This is a genomic window from Streptomyces sp. NPDC032721 (assembly GCF_055579625.1).
In genome coordinates, this window is the sequence record NZ_JBVIMX010000015.1 from 203,239 (window position 1) to 221,333 (window position 18,095).

21 protein-coding genes are annotated in these 18,095 nt (G+C 65.1%); 10 read left to right on the top strand and 11 right to left on the bottom strand.

The window, feature by feature from the left end:
• Positions 1 to 22: 22 nt before the first annotated feature.
• The 9 genes from ACZ5PB_RS29495 to ACZ5PB_RS29535 all read right to left on the bottom strand — a co-directional run bounded on the left by ACZ5PB_RS29495 (position 23) and on the right by ACZ5PB_RS29535 (position 4,192).
• Positions 23 to 268 (bottom strand): hypothetical protein, encoded by a 246-nt coding sequence (locus tag ACZ5PB_RS29495; RefSeq protein ID WP_468695232.1) that lies wholly within the window; start codon positions 266 to 268, stop codon positions 23 to 25.
• A gap of 5 nt (positions 269 to 273) precedes the next feature.
• Complete coding sequence (locus ACZ5PB_RS29500) at positions 274 to 468, bottom strand: hypothetical protein (protein WP_468695234.1); 195 nt, start codon at positions 466 to 468, stop codon at positions 274 to 276.
• A 90-nt stretch (positions 469 to 558) separates the two neighbouring features.
• On the bottom strand, positions 559 to 870 hold the full coding sequence (locus ACZ5PB_RS29505) for a SpdD protein (RefSeq protein WP_468695236.1): 312 nt from the start codon (positions 868 to 870) through the stop codon (positions 559 to 561).
• Positions 871 to 895: 25 nt separating this feature from the next.
• On the bottom strand, positions 896 to 1,051 hold the full coding sequence (locus ACZ5PB_RS29510; RefSeq protein ID WP_468695238.1) for a hypothetical protein: 156 nt from the start codon (positions 1,049 to 1,051) through the stop codon (positions 896 to 898).
• A gap of 19 nt (positions 1,052 to 1,070) precedes the next feature.
• The gene (locus tag ACZ5PB_RS29515; protein WP_468695240.1) at positions 1,071 to 1,259 is read right to left on the bottom strand and encodes a mobile element transfer protein; all 189 of its coding nucleotides are present in this window, start codon (positions 1,257 to 1,259) and stop codon (positions 1,071 to 1,073) included.
• A gap of 14 nt (positions 1,260 to 1,273) precedes the next feature.
• Complete coding sequence (locus tag ACZ5PB_RS29520) at positions 1,274 to 1,921, bottom strand: DUF2637 domain-containing protein (RefSeq protein ID WP_468695242.1); 648 nt, start codon at positions 1,919 to 1,921, stop codon at positions 1,274 to 1,276.
• Positions 1,922 to 2,209: 288 nt separating this feature from the next.
• Positions 2,210 to 2,389 (bottom strand): hypothetical protein, encoded by a 180-nt coding sequence (locus ACZ5PB_RS29525; RefSeq protein ID WP_468695243.1) that lies wholly within the window; start codon positions 2,387 to 2,389, stop codon positions 2,210 to 2,212.
• Positions 2,390 to 2,477: 88 nt separating this feature from the next.
• Positions 2,478 to 3,830, bottom strand: coding sequence for an FtsK/SpoIIIE domain-containing protein (locus ACZ5PB_RS29530; protein WP_468695244.1), 1,353 nt, complete (start codon positions 3,828 to 3,830; stop codon positions 2,478 to 2,480).
• A 5-nt stretch (positions 3,831 to 3,835) separates the two neighbouring features.
• The gene (locus ACZ5PB_RS29535) at positions 3,836 to 4,192 is read right to left on the bottom strand and encodes an SCO3933 family regulatory protein (protein ID WP_468695246.1); all 357 of its coding nucleotides are present in this window, start codon (positions 4,190 to 4,192) and stop codon (positions 3,836 to 3,838) included.
• A 148-nt stretch (positions 4,193 to 4,340) separates the two neighbouring features.
• On the opposite strand from ACZ5PB_RS29535, the gene ACZ5PB_RS29540 reads away from it, so the two are divergent.
• The 10 genes from ACZ5PB_RS29540 to ACZ5PB_RS29585 all read left to right on the top strand — a co-directional run bounded on the left by ACZ5PB_RS29540 (position 4,341) and on the right by ACZ5PB_RS29585 (position 12,773).
• A complete protein-coding gene (locus ACZ5PB_RS29540) occupies positions 4,341 to 4,712 on the top strand; it encodes a winged helix-turn-helix domain-containing protein (protein WP_468695248.1) in 372 nt (123 codons plus the stop codon).
• Positions 4,713 to 4,945: 233 nt separating this feature from the next.
• Positions 4,946 to 6,037: a helix-turn-helix domain-containing protein gene (locus tag ACZ5PB_RS29545; RefSeq protein ID WP_468695250.1), complete on the top strand. Its 1,092-nt coding sequence runs from the start codon at positions 4,946 to 4,948 to the stop codon at positions 6,035 to 6,037.
• Positions 6,038 to 6,179: 142 nt separating this feature from the next.
• On the top strand, positions 6,180 to 6,668 hold the full coding sequence (locus ACZ5PB_RS29550) for an NUDIX domain-containing protein (protein ID WP_468695253.1): 489 nt from the start codon (positions 6,180 to 6,182) through the stop codon (positions 6,666 to 6,668).
• Between the two features lie 15 nt (positions 6,669 to 6,683).
• Entirely contained in the window at positions 6,684 to 7,112 is a 429-nt protein-coding gene (locus tag ACZ5PB_RS29555; RefSeq protein WP_468695255.1) for an NUDIX hydrolase, read from the top strand.
• 1,057 nt (positions 7,113 to 8,169) lie between these two features.
• Entirely contained in the window at positions 8,170 to 9,078 is a 909-nt protein-coding gene (locus ACZ5PB_RS29560) for a YDG/SRA domain-containing protein (RefSeq protein WP_468695257.1), read from the top strand.
• Positions 9,079 to 9,259: 181 nt separating this feature from the next.
• Complete coding sequence (locus ACZ5PB_RS29565) at positions 9,260 to 10,264, top strand: hypothetical protein (RefSeq protein ID WP_468695259.1); 1,005 nt, start codon at positions 9,260 to 9,262, stop codon at positions 10,262 to 10,264.
• Entirely contained in the window at positions 10,257 to 10,748 is a 492-nt protein-coding gene (locus ACZ5PB_RS29570; protein WP_468695261.1) for a hypothetical protein, read from the top strand. Before ACZ5PB_RS29565 ends, ACZ5PB_RS29570 begins: the two co-directional genes overlap by 8 nt.
• A gap of 366 nt (positions 10,749 to 11,114) precedes the next feature.
• Positions 11,115 to 12,095: an HNH endonuclease gene (locus ACZ5PB_RS29575; RefSeq protein ID WP_468695262.1), complete on the top strand. Its 981-nt coding sequence runs from the start codon at positions 11,115 to 11,117 to the stop codon at positions 12,093 to 12,095.
• 31 nt (positions 12,096 to 12,126) lie between these two features.
• Positions 12,127 to 12,375 carry a type II toxin-antitoxin system CcdA family antitoxin gene (locus tag ACZ5PB_RS29580; RefSeq protein WP_468695264.1) on the top strand — a complete coding sequence of 83 codons (249 nt, stop codon included), beginning with the start codon at positions 12,127 to 12,129 and terminating at the stop codon, positions 12,373 to 12,375.
• Positions 12,372 to 12,773 (top strand): DNA-binding protein, encoded by a 402-nt coding sequence (locus tag ACZ5PB_RS29585; protein ID WP_468695266.1) that lies wholly within the window; start codon positions 12,372 to 12,374, stop codon positions 12,771 to 12,773. The genes ACZ5PB_RS29580 and ACZ5PB_RS29585 overlap by 4 nt, the downstream gene beginning before the upstream one ends.
• A gap of 393 nt (positions 12,774 to 13,166) precedes the next feature.
• On the opposite strand, the gene ACZ5PB_RS29590 is transcribed toward ACZ5PB_RS29585, so the two are convergent.
• The gene (locus tag ACZ5PB_RS29590) at positions 13,167 to 13,313 is read right to left on the bottom strand and encodes a hypothetical protein (protein WP_468695267.1); all 147 of its coding nucleotides are present in this window, start codon (positions 13,311 to 13,313) and stop codon (positions 13,167 to 13,169) included.
• Between the two features lie 353 nt (positions 13,314 to 13,666).
• Entirely contained in the window at positions 13,667 to 17,395 is a 3,729-nt protein-coding gene (locus ACZ5PB_RS29595; RefSeq protein WP_468695269.1) for a SpaA isopeptide-forming pilin-related protein, read from the bottom strand.
• Between the last annotated feature and the right edge of the window lie 700 nt (positions 17,396 to 18,095).

Genomic DNA, 18,095 nt, shown 5'->3' on the forward strand with positions numbered 1-18,095 from the left:
CCCGCCAGGGTGCTGGTGTCGTTCACGCGTGGTCCTCCGTCCGCTTCTTGTGCGGGCGGTCGGAGTGGTTGCGCGCAGTGCCCAGGTCGCGGCCCTCGTGCTCGGTGCGCGGGGCGCCGGGGTTGTGGTCGTTCCAGTTCTCTGCGCAGACCTTGTGAACGGGTTCGCCCCGGTGCGAGCGCAGTGGGGTGGGCTTGCCGCACTGGGTACAAGCGCAGTCGCCGATGTGGTCGTAGTGCTCACCCGAGCGCCAGTTCAGGAGTCCCATGACCGTCACCTCCCGGCCGGTACGTGCACGTGGCGAACGGTGCTGTGGGAGCGAGTGCCGGTGCCGTGGCAGGACCGGCAGATGGCGGGGACGACGTGACGGGTGCCGTCGCGGTGGCGGATGCCGGTGGTGATGGCGACTACAGAGAAGCCGTCGCAGTCCGGGCAGAGTCGTGCCACGGGGCCGGGGCGGTGCGTCATGATGAGACTGCCTTTCGGGTCAGTGATCTGGGAGGTGGAAGGCGCCCGGGGCGGCGGAAACTTGGCGGTTGAGGCCGCCCCGGGGGCTGTTCAGTGGTGGTTGATCTCGTTGCGGAGAGTGCGGACGAGGAAGAGCACGACCAGCCCAGATACCGACAGGGCGACGGCGGTCACGGCGACGGCCAGCAGCAGCGAGACGGCAACCGAGGCCAGCGCGAGAGTCCCGCCGATGCCCCCGGTGACGAGAGCGATCACGGCACCGGTCGAACGCGGCAGATGCGCGGCCAGTCCCGGACCGGACACCACCGGCGCAGGGGCCGGGTCCGTGGTGTCCGGGGGTGTGGCAGGGGTGTGGGCGGTCAGGGCGGGGGTGTCCGGGGTGGGGTAGCGGGGCTTGAACACGGGTCTTCTCCTTCTCAAGTGGGTGTTACTTGGTGAACGGGGTGATCGCGGGGGCGAGGAAGCTGTCCGCGAGGAGGAAGCCGCCGAGCAGGAGCAGGGCGATGAGCCAGAGCGGCGGGCGGGTGAGCTTGATGCCGAGGTAGCCGACGACAATCACGGCGAGCCAGAGCGGTACGTCCATGAGGTGATCTCCTGTGGACTCAGCGGGGGTTGCACCGGTGTGCGCGGGCGGCGAGTTCAGCGGCCGGGCGGGAGAGGTAGTCGGCGGACCAGTCGCAGCCGGGGGCGGTGCAGGCGGCGGCGTGGGCTTCCCGGCCGTAGCGGTCGATGTAGGTGCCGATCTGGACGGGGCCGATTCGGGTGGTGTCGCGGAACCGGTAGCGGGCCATAACAGGGCTTCCTCTCAGGTGAGTTGGGCGTTGATGGCGTCGGCCATCGGAGCCGGAACACCCAGGCGGGTGCGCAGGGCGTCCGGGGTAATCGAGGTGCCGGTGCGGGCCTGGTGGTCCGCAGCGACCTTTCGGGCGTACGTGATCAGCGCGTCCGGGATCACTGGGGCCACCGGATCTGAGGCCGGTGCGGCGGCCGGAGGCAGCTCCGGGGGTAGGGGTTCCTCGTGTCCTGGCGGGTCAGAGGTGGTGACCGTCGGGGCTTGTGCCGGCACGGGGGTGTTCGTCTCGGCCGGGGTGGGCCGGTTGTGTGCCAGCAGGGTGCCACCGAGGAAGGCGAGGGCGGGCCATCCGGCGACGCCGAACCGCAGCCAGGCCGGAGGGTGCCCCAGGTCGAGAAATCCGGCGGTGGCGACGTTGGCCCCGAGCGAGGCAGCCAGCGCAACCAGGAACCAGGACCAGGCCAGCCGGGACGCACCACCCGTACGCAGCCGCCGCCAGGCAGCCACCAGCAGCAAGTCCACGCTGATCGGATAGGCCCAGGCTTTCCAGCCATCTTGTCCAGCAGCGGCGGCGAGGTCGTGCAGGTGGGCGAAGGACAACGCACCGGCGATCACGGCTTGGATCAGTACAGCGTCCGGCCGGAACATGGGACGGGTCATGGCCTTTCACCTCCCTTTCGGGTGCGGGGGTTGGGGCCGGTGCCGGGCGGGGCTCACAAGGTCCGGCCGCCCGGTACCGACGGGGAACTACTGGCGCGGGGCGTGCTCTCCGGCGCCCCAGCAGCGCAGGCACATACCGGTCTGCTCACCGGCCGGACGGCGCTTGCGGCCGACCCGGACAGGCTTGGAGACCTCGCCGGTGCCCTTGCACGGCGCACACGGCACCAGCTCCGCAACGGGTGCGGACTTCTTCGCGGCGGGTTTGCGGGCGGTGGCCGTGGCAGGTCACTAGTCCGTTGACGGGTAGTCGCGCCCGGCAGGCGGGTAGTCCAGGCCGATGTGCAGTCCGTGTTCGACCACGTCCGCGAATTGCTTGTCCGCACCTTCCTGGTAGCGGTAGTTGGTCAATCCCTGACGGAGTTCGGCGGTGCGCATTTGGTCGTTGACCGGGTGTTCCTGGTTGCTCATGACAGACGCTTCCCTTCGGGGTTTTGGGCATGGGCGGGGTAGGGACCCGGCGCGAAGCGGTCGCGCCGACCGTAGAGCGAGGGGTGGATCAGGCCGGGTCTGGCGCCAACTCGACGGCGGTACCGGCCGGGGCCGGAGTGGGGCGGAAGGCCGCCAGGGCGGGGAGGTCCGGGGTCATGCCCTCGTGGGCGGTGCAGGCCGCGACGGCGTCCGGCAGCGAGGTGAACGGCGAGCGGATGCGGGCCCAGCCGCCGGAGGACAGGGCGACCACCGCCGTGCCCGGCCGGGTGGTGGCGATCGAGGTCGCGGCGCCGACCGCGCGCAGGCTCAAGTCCGCCAAGGCCATCTTCGCCGAGCCTTCATCGTTTACCCGGTGGGCGACCCGGCCAGAGAGCTGAGCTCGCAACGCGGTGGCACCGGTACCGAGTTCGGACCCAAAACGTTGCCCGCAGATCTCCAGATACATGCCCGCAGCCCGTCCGAGCTGGGCCAGGCGGATGAGTTGGGTGACCATGCGGTCCCGGCGCTTCTCGTCCGCTTTGCTGCTGAGCAGGAACAGTTCGGCGATCTCATCCACGACCAGCACCAAAGGCACCGGGCGAATGTCCTCGGGCAGCCCCCAGATGTCCGAGGTGATCGCATCCAAAGGTGCGTCCGAGGGGAGGTGCTGGGCAGCGCGGATCAGTTCGTACCGGCCGGTCATCTCCTCCACCAGGTCGTCCAGGAGCTCTGCCGCTTCCTCCGGAGTGCAAGCCAGCGCCGACAGGCGGCGGGCGAACGGGGCCAACTCCACACCCCACTTGCAGTCAATGCCCACCAGGGCGACCCGTTGCGAGGCAAGGCCAGTGATCAGCCCCCGCAGGTAGACCGACTTCCCCGACTCGGTGGCACCGACCACGAGTTCATGCGGGGTGGCCCGGAAGTCCCGCCAATGCGGAGCACCGTCCGCCCGCAGCGCCACCGGCACCCGCAGCAGCTCCGACACCGCATTGCGGGGCATGGTGACCTTGCGGAGCACGTCATAACCGATCAACCGCACTTCCAGAAAGCCCGGTTGCAGGGCCCGCACGTGGACCCCGTGGACCCGCCAGGAATGACGGAGTCGTTCCGTCGCGGCGTCGAAGTCCCGAACTTCCTGCCCCGGACGCATCCGCAACCGCAGCACCAGCCCACAGCGGGTAATCCGCACCCGGCGCAGACTCGCCATCATCCGGGCAGGCTCCCGGCGGGAAACCGCAGCCACCCACAACCGGGACCGGGACGGCGGCTCGGTCAGCCCACAGGCCTCCATCACCGACCGGTACGACACCCGGATCCGGACCAGCGTCACCAGCGAACCGAACCCGATCCAGTACCAGACCGGCCGCTTCCAACGCAGCACACCCAGCCCGGCCACGATCAGCACTAAGCCGATCAACGAAAGGACCTGTCCCCCAGTCATCGGGGTCAGCCCTTGCCGGACGAAGTCGCCGGGGCGTGCAGCGGGGTGACCGCCTCAGCCCGGAACGCGATCCCGTGCCGCTTCTGGCCACCGAACTCGTTCTCCCACGGCCGGGCCACCAGACCCGTCAACGCCACCAAGGTGCCCATGCCCATCTCACCTGAGATACCCGGCTGCGGCACCGTCACCACGATGACCTCCGTCTCCTCATTCGCCACGAACAACACGCTCACGGTCATGAGCTGCACACCGGTCTGCGTGTCCGTCGCGAGCTCACCAGTCCGACGGTCCTTCACCTTCACCTCAGGGGCCTTCGCCACCATCACGGTCGCGGCGGTCGTGTCCACAGGAATCTGACGCATTGCGCGCTCCTAGGTCGAGTACTTGACGCACTTAGTGCGTCATGTCTCTTCGAGGATGAACCTGTCTTACTTGGTGTGTCAAGTGGTTGGTCTCGACTCGTGTCGGTGCCATGTGCTGCACTTGGTACAACAACCGCGAAGAGGGGCCATGGCCGAGTTCAACGGGAAGCAGCCGGCGTACTTGCAGATCGCCGATGAGTTCAAAGACAAGATCCGGAACGGTGAGCTGGCCTCAGGGGACAAGCTGCCGTCCGAGTCCTCGTTGATGGCTCTGCACGAGGTCTCACGCACAGTCGCTCGCCAAGCGATCTCGCGCCTTCGTGAAGACGGGTATGCGATCTCGCACCAGGGCAAGGGCAGCTTCGCCGCGCTCCCGAGCGACGCCGCTCCTACCCAGCACAGCCCAGAGTTCGAACAGATCAGTCAGTTCCTGACCGAGGTGAGGGGCGACATACGTCGACTGACGGAACGGATGGAGCAGCTTGAGGACCTTGTCCGGCAGCAGTCGAAAGAGCGTTGATCGCCCTCTCGGCTCGCCAGGCAAGTGCTGATACTTCTCCGCGAAGTTGATCGACTTGCTCAGCCAGCATCGACCGTTCTTCGAAGGTCAACACGATGGTGGCCCCCTTGCCCCACACTCGATCTAACAGCCCTGCGGTCGGCAATAACGCTAGGACCGGTTCGCAGAAGCACCCCGGAAAAATCCTCCGGGGTCCCGTGTAGAGACGGGGAGAAGCTCATCCCATGCGAGGAATGACGACGAACCTGACGATCGGTGAACGAGTTGCCTGGTACCGCCGCAGGCGGGGCCTGTCACAGGAGGTGTTGGCCGGCTTGGTCGGCCGTACGGTCGATTGGCTCAGCAGGGCCGAGAACAACAGGCTGGAGCTGGACCGTTTGTCGGTGATCAAGACGCTCGCCGACGCGTTGGACGTCTCCCTAGGTGACTTGCTCGCCGAACCTACACTCATGGACTGGACGAACGAAAGCGGCACCCGAACCGTCCCTGCTCTGCGATCCGCGCTGATGAACTATCGCCAGCTCACGCCGATTCTCGGAGTTCCGACCGAGGGCGAGACCACTCCACTGAACGAACTGCGATCGAACGTCGCCGAAGTCTGGGATGCCTACCAGGACTCCCGCTACGGGTTTGCAACCCGTCGACTCCCGTTGCTGTTGACCGATGCCCTGATTGCTTGCCAAGCGCACGAAGGCCATGACCGCGAATGCGCATACGAGTTGACCGCGATGACCTACCAAAGCGCCGCAATGGTCCTCACCAAACTTGGGGAAACGGATCTCGCGTGGATCGCAGCCGATCGAGGTCTCGCAGCAGCTCAGCAATCCGGGAACATCGTCGTCACCGGTTCCCTCTTCCGCTCGGTGGCCCACTGCCTGCTTTCCAACGGCCGCTACGGTGCCGCTGTCCAGCTCGTGAGCGACGCGTCCGACTACCTTCGCCCGGGACTCACCAACGCCACTCCGCAGTTCCTGTCGATCTACGGGACGCTCTTCCTTGCGGGCTCAATGGCAGCCGCGCGAGCGGATGACCGGCAGACGACACAGGAATTCCTAGCCGAGGCCGACCGGTCTGCCCAGAGCCTTGGGCACGACGCCAACTATGTATGGACCGCGTTCGGACCGACCAACGTAGACATTCACCGCGTGGCGACCGCCGGCGAACTCGGTGACATGCAGATCGCCGTGGATCTCGGTCCCGGCATCGATACAACGGGTCTGCCGACCGAACGACGCACCCGGCACAACCTCGAAGTGGCACGCGCGCTGAGTGCGTTCAACCGCGTGGACGAAGCGCTCACGATGGTCTTGCAAGCCGAGAGCTAGGCACCTGAACAGGTACGGAGCCACTACATGGCGCGGGAACTCGTCCTGTCATGGGTACGCAACCAGCGCGGCCGCCCGAGTCGTCCTATGGCAGAACTGGCTGACCGGCTGCACGTCGTTTGACGTAGGTACGCTCGATCACATGACGGCGATGAACGAGCACGAAGCGAAGATGGCGCATCCGCGCATGGCTGCGGGTGCGCTCTTCTTTGATGATGCCGGGCGACTGCTCATGGTGGAGCCCACCTACAAGGACTACTGGGACATCCCCGGCGGATACGTCGAGAAGGGTGAGTCGCCGTTGCAGGCTGCCGGACGGGAGGTCCGAGAGGAACTCGGCATCACGCCGACTCTGGGGAACCTTCTAGCCGTCGACTGGGCCCCCAGCGAGCACGAGGGCGACAAGGTGCTGTACCTCTTCGACGGTGGACGGCTTACCCGCGAGCAGCACCAGCGGATCAGCTTGCAAGCGGCCGAGCTGAAGAGTTTCGAGTACGTCGAAATCTCCGAGATCGAATCCCGCACGATCCCCCGACTTGCCCGACGAATCCAGGCGGCAGTTCACGCACGCACGGTGGCGATTCCGGTCTACCTGGAGCACGGACACACGCCAGGAGCCGATGCGGCCTGAACGGGGCAAGGAAGAATGCCACCACTCCATTCAGTTTCCGTCGCCGGTGCAGTCATCCGTAAGGACGGGCGTGTGCTGGCGATCAGACGCGCAGACAACGGGACATGGGAGCCACCGGGCGGGGTGCTGGAACTAGCAGAGGCTCCGGAGGCCGGCGTACGCCGGGAGATCTTCGAGGAGACCGGCATCCACGTTGAGGTGGACAGGCTCACTGGGGTCTACAAGAACGTCACACGAGGAGTGGTAGCCCTGGTGTTTCGGTGCAAGCCGTCCGGTGGCACCGAGCGCACGTCGGACGAATCGACGGCAGTTGCCTGGCTTACGCCCGAGGAAGTCGCAGAGCGAATGTCCGAGGTCTACGCGATCCGCCTGCGGGACGCCTTGGACGGAGACAAGCCGCATGTGCGGACCCACGACGGACGCCGCATGATCCCAGCGCGGTAGTACTTTCCCTACTTCATCAAGGCTCCCCCGCCCGGTGGGCGGGGGAGGGGGAGAACAAGAGGTAGCGGGAGGGAGACGAGTCGCAGGAGTGCAGCAACGGGCGGAGGGCCAGGCTGTGTTCGGCGGTAGTCGGAGTTACCTCGTTCCGGGGTGCGTGCGGAGAGGGAGTGTCTGCAATGCAGGCAAGGGGCACGGGGCAACTCCGGGCGATGATCCCGTTCGGGCGGGCAGGACGTTCACGGTCTGCGGCAGGCCGTGCCCGGCGGTGGAGGCGGCTGTTCCTGGCGGGTTGCGGGCGGACGTGTCTCTCCTGGTGCTGTGTGCTCTTGCTCCTGCGTCGCATCCGGCGGGGTCAGGTCAATCGCCTTGTGCCAAGCCGCCGCTACAGGCCCCACCCCACGGCCGGTCAACCGGCCGCGCGGTGGCCTGCCGGGGCGGGTGCGCTCTGTCTCCGCCCCGCTCCCCCGCCCCGGCTGGCCCCCGCTCTGCAATGCTCCGCCGGGGTGCCTGCTTCACGCTTTGACCAAACCTAAGAACACCCCCGGACTCCGAGAGCGCACATCCCCTTCCCGGAGAGACGCCACCCTCCACCCACAAGGCCGTCCCACCACCGGCACGCCGACCGCCGAGCGAGAAGACCAGACCTGCGACAGGGCACAGGCCAGGAGAGCTCCCAGGCCCAGCCGGGGCACCAGACCACCGTCCGCGACCCCAGGGTGGGAAGGACGGGAGAGCAGGAGCGTGGCAGGCGGAGGGAGAGCAGGAGGACGGGAACGGTGCGGGTTCAAGAGGGGGGTGGTGGGTGGCTGGGGCGGCCGGTTCCACGGCTTTACCCACCTCCCCAGTTCAGGTCCCGCGTTGAGCAAGACCAGGGGGCCACTCGTTCAAATTCCGGGCAGGTGCACAGCCTGCCCGAGTTGCCAGCCAGCGTACGGCCCCCTGATCATGCTCAACCCCAAACCGGGCAGGACACCGGCCAAAGCCGCTCCACCGACCTTCTCGCAGACCAGCGACGACGATGAAGGCCACTGTCAGTGCCGGATGCAAGGCTGTACCCATGATTGGTGAAGTGCCCAACTCCCAGGTCGGCCAGGCGTTCGCCAGCCGACGACTCGCCCACGAAGCCGGCATCCATCGCCCGCTCCAAGCCGGCATCTGCGGAACTCGACGGAGCGGTGCCGAGTCGATCGTCGTGTCTGGTGGATACAAAGACGACGAGGACTTCGGTGATGTCATCGTCTACACCGGCCACGGCGGCCAGGACTCATCAGGGAACCAGGTCAGCGATCAGAGCCTGAACGACGCGGGCAACGCAGCGCTAGTCACTAGTTACCTCGAAGGCCTTCCCGTCCGCGTTCTACGGGGTGCCCACAGCGGATCGCAGTGGTCTCCGACTCAGGGATACAGGTATGACGGGCTCTTCCGCGTCACAAGCTACGGCAGCAAACTTGGGATCGATGGCTACCTGATCTGGCAATTCCGCTTGGAGGCGTACGACGGGACCCCGCTTCCCAAGCCAGCTCCGCAAGAAGCGCTTCCGAGCCTTAGCGAGCCATCAGACTCCGGCGTACCTCAACTTCCAACCGGCAATGAGTCACCGGAGCGAGTAACCACTACCGTCCAGCGCATCGTCCGAAGCAGCGCTGTAAAGCGTCAGGTAAAAACTTGGCATGACAACCGCTGCCAGATCTGCGCTCTGCGGATCGAGGTACCAGGCGGCAGCTACAGCGAGGGTGCTCACATGCAGGCTCTGGGTAGCCCTCACAACGGCCCCGACACTACGGCGAACACCCTTTGCCTGTGCCCAAATTGCCACGTAATGCTCGATATGGGCGCCATTATCATCAATGATGATCTGAGCATCCTTCGCGGGGGCGTCAAGGCCGGAACCCTTCGCACCCACCCGCATCACGACCTCGACCTGGAATGCGTGCGACGGCACCGTGAACGGTGGCGTCAGAACTGACACACCGATTCGAGCGCCATCGACTATGCGTCACCTTCGGTGGTACCCAAGCTCGCAGGGACGACACCGTGGTTCAGTGCGGTCGCCGAACGCTAGTCACCAGCAGCCATCAGAACCCCCAAATCCAACTCAACTCCCCTACCTCTGTGCGAAGATCGGAGGCTCACCAGGGGAGGTGCCGATGGCGAAGCACACACTTGCCAGCTACGCGATCCGGATTCGCAAGAGCCGAGAGAACGACTACCTAGCACTTGATGACTTCGATCGGACAGGAGGGGACCTCCTTAAGGAGTTTTACGGATACCTACTCCACCTTCAAGAACGCCCCTTCGAAATCGAAGACAAAGAACGCTCTCTCGAATGCCAAGAGATCATTCAGCGGGATCGTTCTTTGCAATTCAAACTTGCCTACGGTGCCTACGGCGCACAATCACGCATTAGGGAGCGCTCAACGGGGCAGGTGATCTTCCAGAAACAGGAAGATCACGTAGATTTGACCGATCTCAGGAACTATCTAATCCTTCCCGCCAACTCAAAAGCCGGCCTGCTCTTCACCGAGCGCTTTCAGGGAAATGGGGTAGTCTCAGCACTTTCTGAATCATTCAAGAAGGCATTTGGAGCTAAACACCACGGGTACACTCTAGAGATCAACAACATGACCTCTGAGGCAGCATTTGGGATCTACCTAGAGAGTGGTGAGCTGAAAAAGATTCGTTTGGTTCGACAAGCAATTCCGGATGACGTCGCAGATGCACTGGGAATGGGGGGTGAAGAACGCGAACTTGGAAGTGTTGAAGTGGTGATGAGGCCCCCGCGGCGCCTTTCATTCGGAAAGAGCAAAATCCAATCCATCATCAGCGGCGAGACCGATGTTTCAAGCATGCTGGAGTGGCGTGGCGTGGAGTACCGTGAAATGAAGGTCGAGGTCAGGGTGGCCAATTCAACCAGGACACTATCGGTCTCCTCTGGCACAACACCAGCAATGCTTTACGACTTGGACGCCGAAATGCGCAAAGACGGAGTAAGCCTACTTACGGATAGTTGGTTGTACTCAAAATCCAAGGAACTTGCCGAGGATCTCGCACCGACTATGGGCATGAGCGTGCAAATTATGCGCCGAGACTTCGCGTGGCCGGACGCCTGGGGTCACTATCGACTGGAGGTTCCCGTTGATCCGAATGATTGACCTCATTCCGATCGTAAAGGACCATTTTCGAACGCTACGCAGTCACGCCAATAATAACATTCTCTGGGGAGAAATTTCATTCTTCTGCGGGGTCCCAGTAATAGTAGGTACTGTCGGGACAGCCCTGGAATGGAAGTTGCAGGGAGTCGGAAACATTCTCGCTGCTTTCGCCATTCTCGCAGGACTCCTATTTAACCTACTGGTCCTCCTCTTCGACGTCGCCGCCAAATCAGCACAAGCCGGCGGGATTAATGCACAGAACGTACGCTTGAAGCTGGCCAAAGAGCTCCAGGCGAACGTTACTTACGCTCTGCTTGTCGCACTCGTAGCCGCAGGGATTTTGGCGGTCGCGTCTGGAATGGGAATGGAGAAGGTGAATCGCTGGCTGACTGGAGTTCTCCTAATACTACTCAGCCACTTTGCCCTAACCCTTCTAATGATCATGCGTCGGATTAGATCCGCCTTTTTGCAATCCGTCACCTAGGAAAATCCTTATCCATGCAGCTCTGAAGCTCTTGCCCGTCGCCCAACCGAGCTCGGGCGCAGCCAGGTTGTGCCAGATGCATGCCAGATACCGCGGTAAGACACGGTGAGGCACAAGCTTCCGCGCCAACTAAGAGGGCCTGTCGAGTGCCCCGTTTCGGCAGGTCAGAACGATTCCGGCCAATAGTCATCGCTGATTCCCAAGCTCAGAGCCCGAGTTCGATTCTCGTCACCCGCTCCATAGAAAAGCCCCAGGCCAGAGGCCCGGGGCTTTGTCGTTGTGCAGGCTTCCCCTCGCACCTTGCGCCAGTTCCGGGGCGTGCGCTCGCGGGGGACCGCTGTCGGTGGCCACCCATATGCTCTCGCCATGAGCGATGTCGACGCAGCGATCACCATCGCAAGCGGCAGAGCATGGTCGTTCCTGGTCGCCGGCGAGGAGCGCCAGTTCCAGGGGAACGCCGGCTACGAGGATGTGGCGGAGGAGTCCTACAGCTACGACTCGACTGTCGGAAACCATCTGCGAGTTGCAGTCGGCGACTTGGTGGTGGTGAGGAACAGCTTCGAAGCCCTTGGCGTGGCGTACGTCGAGAAGCTGGACGTGACACCCGACCAGGAGAAACTCCGCCGAAGGTGCCCGAGTTGCAGGAGCACGGGCTTCAAGGAACGCGTCACGGAAGCACCCCGTTTCCGGTGCAGTCCCTGCGGAAGCGTCTTCCCTGATCCGACGGTGGAGGTGATACCGGTGAGCACCTACCAGGCCCACTACGGCGGAACCTGGCAGCCGCTTGAGGGCTGCCTGAACAAGGCTCAACTGGCAGAACTCAGCCTCAGCAAGTCCGACCAGCAGTCGATCAAGGCCCTGGACCGAGAACGTACGCTCGCCGCCGTCGCCGCCCGCGGGATCCGCCTTCCGGGCAAAGGGCATGCCCCACGGACAGGCCGCCGGCATCCCCTGGAGCTCCCCGGCGGGAGGCGGCGGACGACGATAGCGGCTCGGCGCGGACAGGACGCCTTCCGCAGAGCGCTGGTTGCTCACTACGGCATGATCTGCGCCGCGACAGGGCCGGCACCGGCCGAGGTGCTGGAGGCTGCCCACATCCGACCCTTCGCCAAGACCGAGCGCCACCGCGTCGAGGAAGGGCTGTTGCTGCGTGCCGACATCCACCGCCTCTTCGACAGCGGACTGCTGGCCATCAGCCGCGACCTGAGGCTGCACACCGCCCCGAGTCTGCGTGGCCACCTCAAGTACAGCGAGCTGGAGGGCGCGCCTCTGCACATCCCGACGGACTGTGTCCTGGACCTTGACGTCGTCGACGAGCACCATTCGACCGTCACGGCCACGTGGTGAGCGCCCGCGCATACTCCAGTATGCTCGCTGTATGTCTTCGACGACGCGGATCACCGTCACCCTGCCCACCGAGCAGGTGGCCGAGCTTCGCAAGCTCACGGACAACATCTCCGGGTATGTGGCGGAGGCCGTGGCCCGGCAGATCCGGCACCAGCTACTCGGGGATGACTTGCGACGCCATGAGGAAGAGCACGGCAGCTTCACCGAGGAAGAGCTCGCCGAGGCTCACTCGAAGATCTTTGGTGGCGCCGGCACCGGCGAGCGATCGAGTGCGGCATGACGGAGCGCGTCGAGACCGTCGTCCTGGACTCCGAGGGGCTGTCGGCCTGGGTCGCGCAGGACCGCAAGGTCCTCGCGATGCTGCGGGTGTTCCATGACATGGGTGCGGACCTGGTCGTGGGGGCGAACACGATCGTGGAGGTCAGCCATGCGCGTACGAACATGCCGCGCCTCAACTGGACGCTGTCGCGGGTCAAGGTGGAACCGGTCACCGAGCAGGCGGCCAAGGCCGCAGCCGAACTTTTGAAAGACAGCGGGCTGCACGGCCACAAGTACGCCATCGACGCCACCGTGGCGGAGGTGGCCCTGCGGCAGCCGGGGCCGGTCGCGCTTCTCACCTCCGACGCCGACGACATGACGAAGTTGTGCGGCGGTCGCATACGCATCGTCCCCCTCTGAACCATCAGTGCCCTTGAGTGGGGTGCCTCAGCAGGCTCCGCCGGTCCCAACCCGGCCGGTTCATGCCTTCACAGCTGGGCTGAGCAGCAAGGCGATCTCCGCAACCCCTTCACCGGTGGCAGGGGTACTCGTTCCAGGGGGTTGTCATGGCGAAGTGCGGTGCGCGTACCAAGACCGGCGGTCGTTGTCAGCGGAGATTTCTCCGATCACCCCCAGACAGGCCTCGCCCCAGTTCAGAGGTTATTTATGGGTCGAAGTCCAGGGTGATTCCCAAGCTCAGAGCGCGAGTTCGATTCTCGTCACCCGCTCCACGCAGTACCCACGAAAGCCCCAGGCCAGAGGCCGGGGCTTCTTTGTTGTCCAGACCTCGGACACGGCGGCCGTGGCCGAGTGTCAAGCAGTCGTGGTGGGCTCCCGAGCGAAGTTCGCCGACACCGGCCAGCGTGACGTGCGGATGGCGAGGCCGTCGCTGCGGCGTTCGATCAGCGGCGCGGGGTGCTTGTGCTTGCCGCCGTTGCCGAGGGGCGCGGAAGCGGCCATGGCAGGACGCTCAGCCCGCCCTGCCCTCGCATGGAGGATCGGCCACCCGCCGGCCAGGTGCTTGCTCCGCGGAACCTCGCGGGACGGGCGGGCGGTGGCCAAGTTCGGCCGCCAGGGCGCCGGAGGCGGTGGGGAGGGAACTCTGACCGGGGTGCCCTCGGCGGCCAGTGCATCCAGGGCCGAGTGACACATCGGTGACTCGCTTGCGTGTGAACACATGAGCCGTGAACCGTGACGAGCGAGCAGCCCTGCGTATCTGGACCGACAGGCCGGGACGTGCAGGACGGCAACGGCCTCCCCGCCTGGTTGGTGGGGAGGCCGCGTGTGTTGTGCCGGTGTGGGAGGAGAAGTTGCTACTTCTTCTTCTTTTCTTCCTCACCGGGCTTGTTGGTGAGGGTGACGGTCAGGACGTACTTGTCCTTGGTGACCTTGTAGGGGCCGAAGACGGTCCGGGCCGGCATGACGTAGCCGTCCGGGACGGCCAGCTCTTGCAGGTAGTAGCTGCCCGCGCCGAGCTTGTAGTTCTTGCCCGAGTAGGAGCAGATGCCCGCTGCGTTGGTGGCGCAGGCAGCCCCGATCTTGGTGTCGCGGCGGCTGCCGGTGCGCTGGAGGCCCGGCGTGCCGTTGGTCTCGCGCCACAGCTGGAAGACGGCGCCCTGGAGCGGCTTGCCGGTCTTGGCGTCCTTCTTCAGCAGCTTGATCTCCGGCGGGACGCCGTTCCACGGGTCCTCGTCCTTGACGGACTTGCCGGAGAACTCGCCCTCACCGTCGACGACGGACTTGTCGGCGTGGATCTGACGGGCCACCAGGCCGGTCAGGCGGGCGGTGCACTTGTACGTGGCGCCGACCGCGAAGCGGGACTTGGCCTTGGCGGGCGGGACGGGGAAGGTGTTCTCCCAGCGGACCCGGGTGCCCGTCGCGTCGAAGCTGGAGGTGCCGTCGGGCCAGTTGCACTTCAGGTCACGGACCTTGGCGGTGCCCTTGGTGACGACGTCGCCGACCTCGACCTTGATCAGCGGCTCGGTGCCGTTGTTGGTGATGTCCAGGATCAGGGTCTTGTCCCGGGTGTCCGGGACGACGACCTTGTCCTTCTCGGTGTCGGCGTCGGAGTTGGTCTCCTTGTCCTTCTTCTCGATGTCGATGTCCGGCTTGTGGTTCTCCGCCGTGATGCTGACACCGGTGGTGGCGTTGTCCCTGTTCACCACGAGCGGGCCGAAGACCGGGGGCTTCGGCGGGCTGTAGTCCTTGGGGGCCTTGGTCTCTTCCCAGTAGTACGTGCCCGGCTCCAGCTTGCCCGCGGCCGCGACGCCGTCGGCGCCGGTGGTGACGGGCGCGTTGACCTTGGTGTCGGGGGTGTCGCCGTCGCGCTGCAGACCGTCGGTGCCGTTGGTGTCGCGCCACAGCTGGAAGACCGCTCCGGAGAGGGGCTTCTTCGTCTTGGCGTCGACCTTGATCACCTTGACGCCGCCCGCGATGGGCTCGCCGTGCCAGGGGTCCTCGTCCTCGACGTGCTTGCCGGAGATCTCGCCCTCGCCGTCGACGCGGGAATTGTCTCCGTGCAGTTCCTCGACCTTGGTGCCGGTCAGCAGGGCGGTGCACTTGTAGGTGGCGCCGACCGCGAAGCGGGACTTGGGCTTCTCCGGCGCGGTGGCGAAGGTGTTGTCCCAGCGGACCTTCTTGCCCGTCGGGTCGAAGCTGGACGTGCCGTCGGGCCAGTCGCACTTCAGGTCCGTGACCTTGGCGCCGCCCTTGGTGACGACGTCACCGACCTCCACCTTGACCAACGGCTCCTTGCCGTTGTTGGTGATGTCCATGTAGAGGGTCTTCTGGAGCGTGTCCGGAAGAACGACCTTCTCCGCCTCGGTGTCGGCGTCGGAGTCGGTCGCCTCGTCCTTCTTCTCGATGTCGACGTCCGGGTCGGGGAGGTGGTACCCGAAGTCGTACGTGTGGTTGTCCTGGCCGGCCTTGCCCGTGGTGATGGTGTGCTCGGGGAACTTGCCCCCGGCCGGGACCTTGCCGTCACTGTCGATGAAGTCGTTGGTGCCGGCGTCGTTCTTCGTGACGGTCCAGTTGAAGAGCGGGCCGCCGTCGGCGTAGTCCGCCGGGTTGTTGATCTTGATCGTGTACTGCGTCTCGAACTTCAGGCCGTCCTTGAGACTGTCGAAGTAGTACTCACCCCGGGAGGTGGTCTTCGTCGTCGCGACGAGCTTGCCGTCCTTGTCGTACAGGTTGACCGTCGCACCCGGGACCGGCCGCTCGCCCGGGTCCTGGATGCCGTCCTTGTCGACGTCGTACCAGACGCGGTTGCCGATCTGGATCGGCGCCAGGTCGCACATGACCTCAAGGTCGGCCATGCCGCCGCCCTTGCCCCACACGTTGTTCTGCATGTTGCCGTCGTTGGCCACGGTCTGGCCCGTGAACCGGTTGATCCGCATGGAACCGGCGGTGAAGGTGGCGCCGGTCACGTCGATGCCCGAGGTGATCAGCTTCTCCTCGACCTTCGAGATCGCGATGCCGGCGAAGGCCGACTCCGGGTGCCAGCCGGTGCGCCAGTCGCCCGCGTAGAACTCCTTGACGGCGGCGTTGGTGGAGTTGTTGGTGCAGCCGCCGTTGCCGTCCATCTCGAACTTGCCGTCCGCGCCCGGGCAGGCCCGGTTGATGTCGCCGCCGGACATGTTCTCCACGTTCAGGACCGCGCCGTTGGTCCTGCGGTGGATGATGTTCATGCCGGACTGGTCCGAGAACCGGTCACGGAAGCCGAGGACCAGGTCCCCGTTGATCTCCGTGACGATGTCCGCCAGGAACGGCTGCGGGTAGGCCGTGCGCCCGCCGTTGCAGTTGCGGGTCCCCCCGTCGAGCGTCGCCTCCTGCGTGTCGCGCCACACGTCCGACCACGGGTACCAGCCACCACCCGCACAGCTGGCGAGGGTGTCGGCCCACTCGCGCTTGAAGTCCAGCTTCTCGTTCATCACGACACCGGTGAAGTCACCGGTCTCGGGATCGAAGGTCTGCACCACGGCCCGCATGTCGGCCTTGTCCTGGGACGTCTGCGCCGAACAGACACCACCCACGAGGACCTTCTCGTCCTCGATGCCGATCGCTCCCGGCCGCCAGTCCGCCTCGTCCGAACAGCCCGGGTCGGGAATGTCGTACGAGGCCTTCGGCGCCGCCGCGGTCTTCTGCGTCGCGTCGTAGCGGTAGAGCTTCTTGTCCTTCAGGTTGACGACATACAGGTCCTTGCCGTCCTCGGTGATGTCCACGTCACCGAGCCCCTCCGTGTTCACCGCGGGGTTGAAGGCGAGGTCCGCGTCCGTGTCCATCACGTGGGCGGTGGTGCCCGCGTTGGGGACCGTGGTGAACTGCGTCGTGGTGTTGCCGTTCCGGTCGGTCAGGTAGATCGCGCCGGGACCGCCGGGACCGTAGGCGGAACCACGCCGGGCAAAGGCACCGGAGAAGATCCACTTCTTCTGCTTGGAGTAGGCGATGCCGTACAGCGCACCCGTGACCTGCTTGGTCGACAGGTCCGTGGTCTCGGCCTGGTTGCCCTGCGCGTTGTACGGGAACGAGATCAGCGTGCGGTCCGCCGGGTCGACAGGACCGGTGGTGTGGTCCTTGCGGATACACGCGGTGGCCACGTCGGCGTTCTTCTGGCAGTAGTCCGCCGGCTTCCAGAACGCCGTGGTGACCTCGACCTTGTTGCCGCCGTTGACGTCGACGAACTCTTCCGTGCTGGAGAGGGCGTCCGTGTTCTGGCTCAGCCGGCCGTCACGGTTGGCGAACGCCGAGTACCAGGTGCCGGGCTTCGGGTTCATCACCTGAACCCGGTACTTCCCACCGGTCAGCGTGCTGGTCGACGGATCGAGGGTGACATTGCCGTCCGCCCCCGTCCTGCCGGTGATGGTGTTCCCGGCATCGTCCGTCAGCCGCACCTCCACCCCGGACATGCCGGGCTCCAGCACCCGGTCCCACAGACCGTTGGCGTTGACCTCCCGCACCACGTGCACGGTGACCGTGCCGTCACCCGGCGCCTTGCCGGCCGCCTGCGCGAACGGAACGGCCGACAGCATGAGACTGGATGCCACCAGGGGCAGCGTCACACCGATGGCACCGGCACGACGGGCTCGTCTGCTCGGCTCGGGTCTTGGCTCTGGTGGATTCGATCGGGACAGCAAGTACGCCTCCTGAGAGATGTGAACGGAGTCATCCGCCGTCACATCCCGGCGGACCGTTCAGCTCTCTATCCCGAATTCGCCGACACTTTCATCAGGACACGTTCCCTCATCCTGTCAGCCGCTCACGACCACCTGAACGGACCGCATGACTGTCCAAACACAGCCCACCAGGCCAGGCACTGTATCCGCGGTTTTTCAGGGGGAAATTCCTTTCCTGCCGCGACGGCACTGATCTCAACGAGGGAAAAGAAGGCCCTTCGGATACGAACCACCGGCAAACGGAATTGCACCCCTCCGAAATGAGGTCGTGGAGCACAATGCTTTCCGCCAAAAGGTAGAACCCGCAGGGCGGGTACGACGGCCGGTGGAGGAGGTCGCCAAGGCGATCGCCCGGGCGCACACGGGTCGCTCATGGCGGCACCTGTGAGTCCCAGATGCGTCGGAGGACGAGCTGGACCGGTTCACCACCGGTGGTTGGACCGCTGACCAGGTTGCTGCCGCTCGGGGCGAAGAGAAGGCAAGGTCACTCTCACCACCGACCATGCCGGCCATCAGGCTGACAGAGCGCGTCGTCGCGCTGGACTCCGAAGGGCTGTCGGGCTGGATCGCC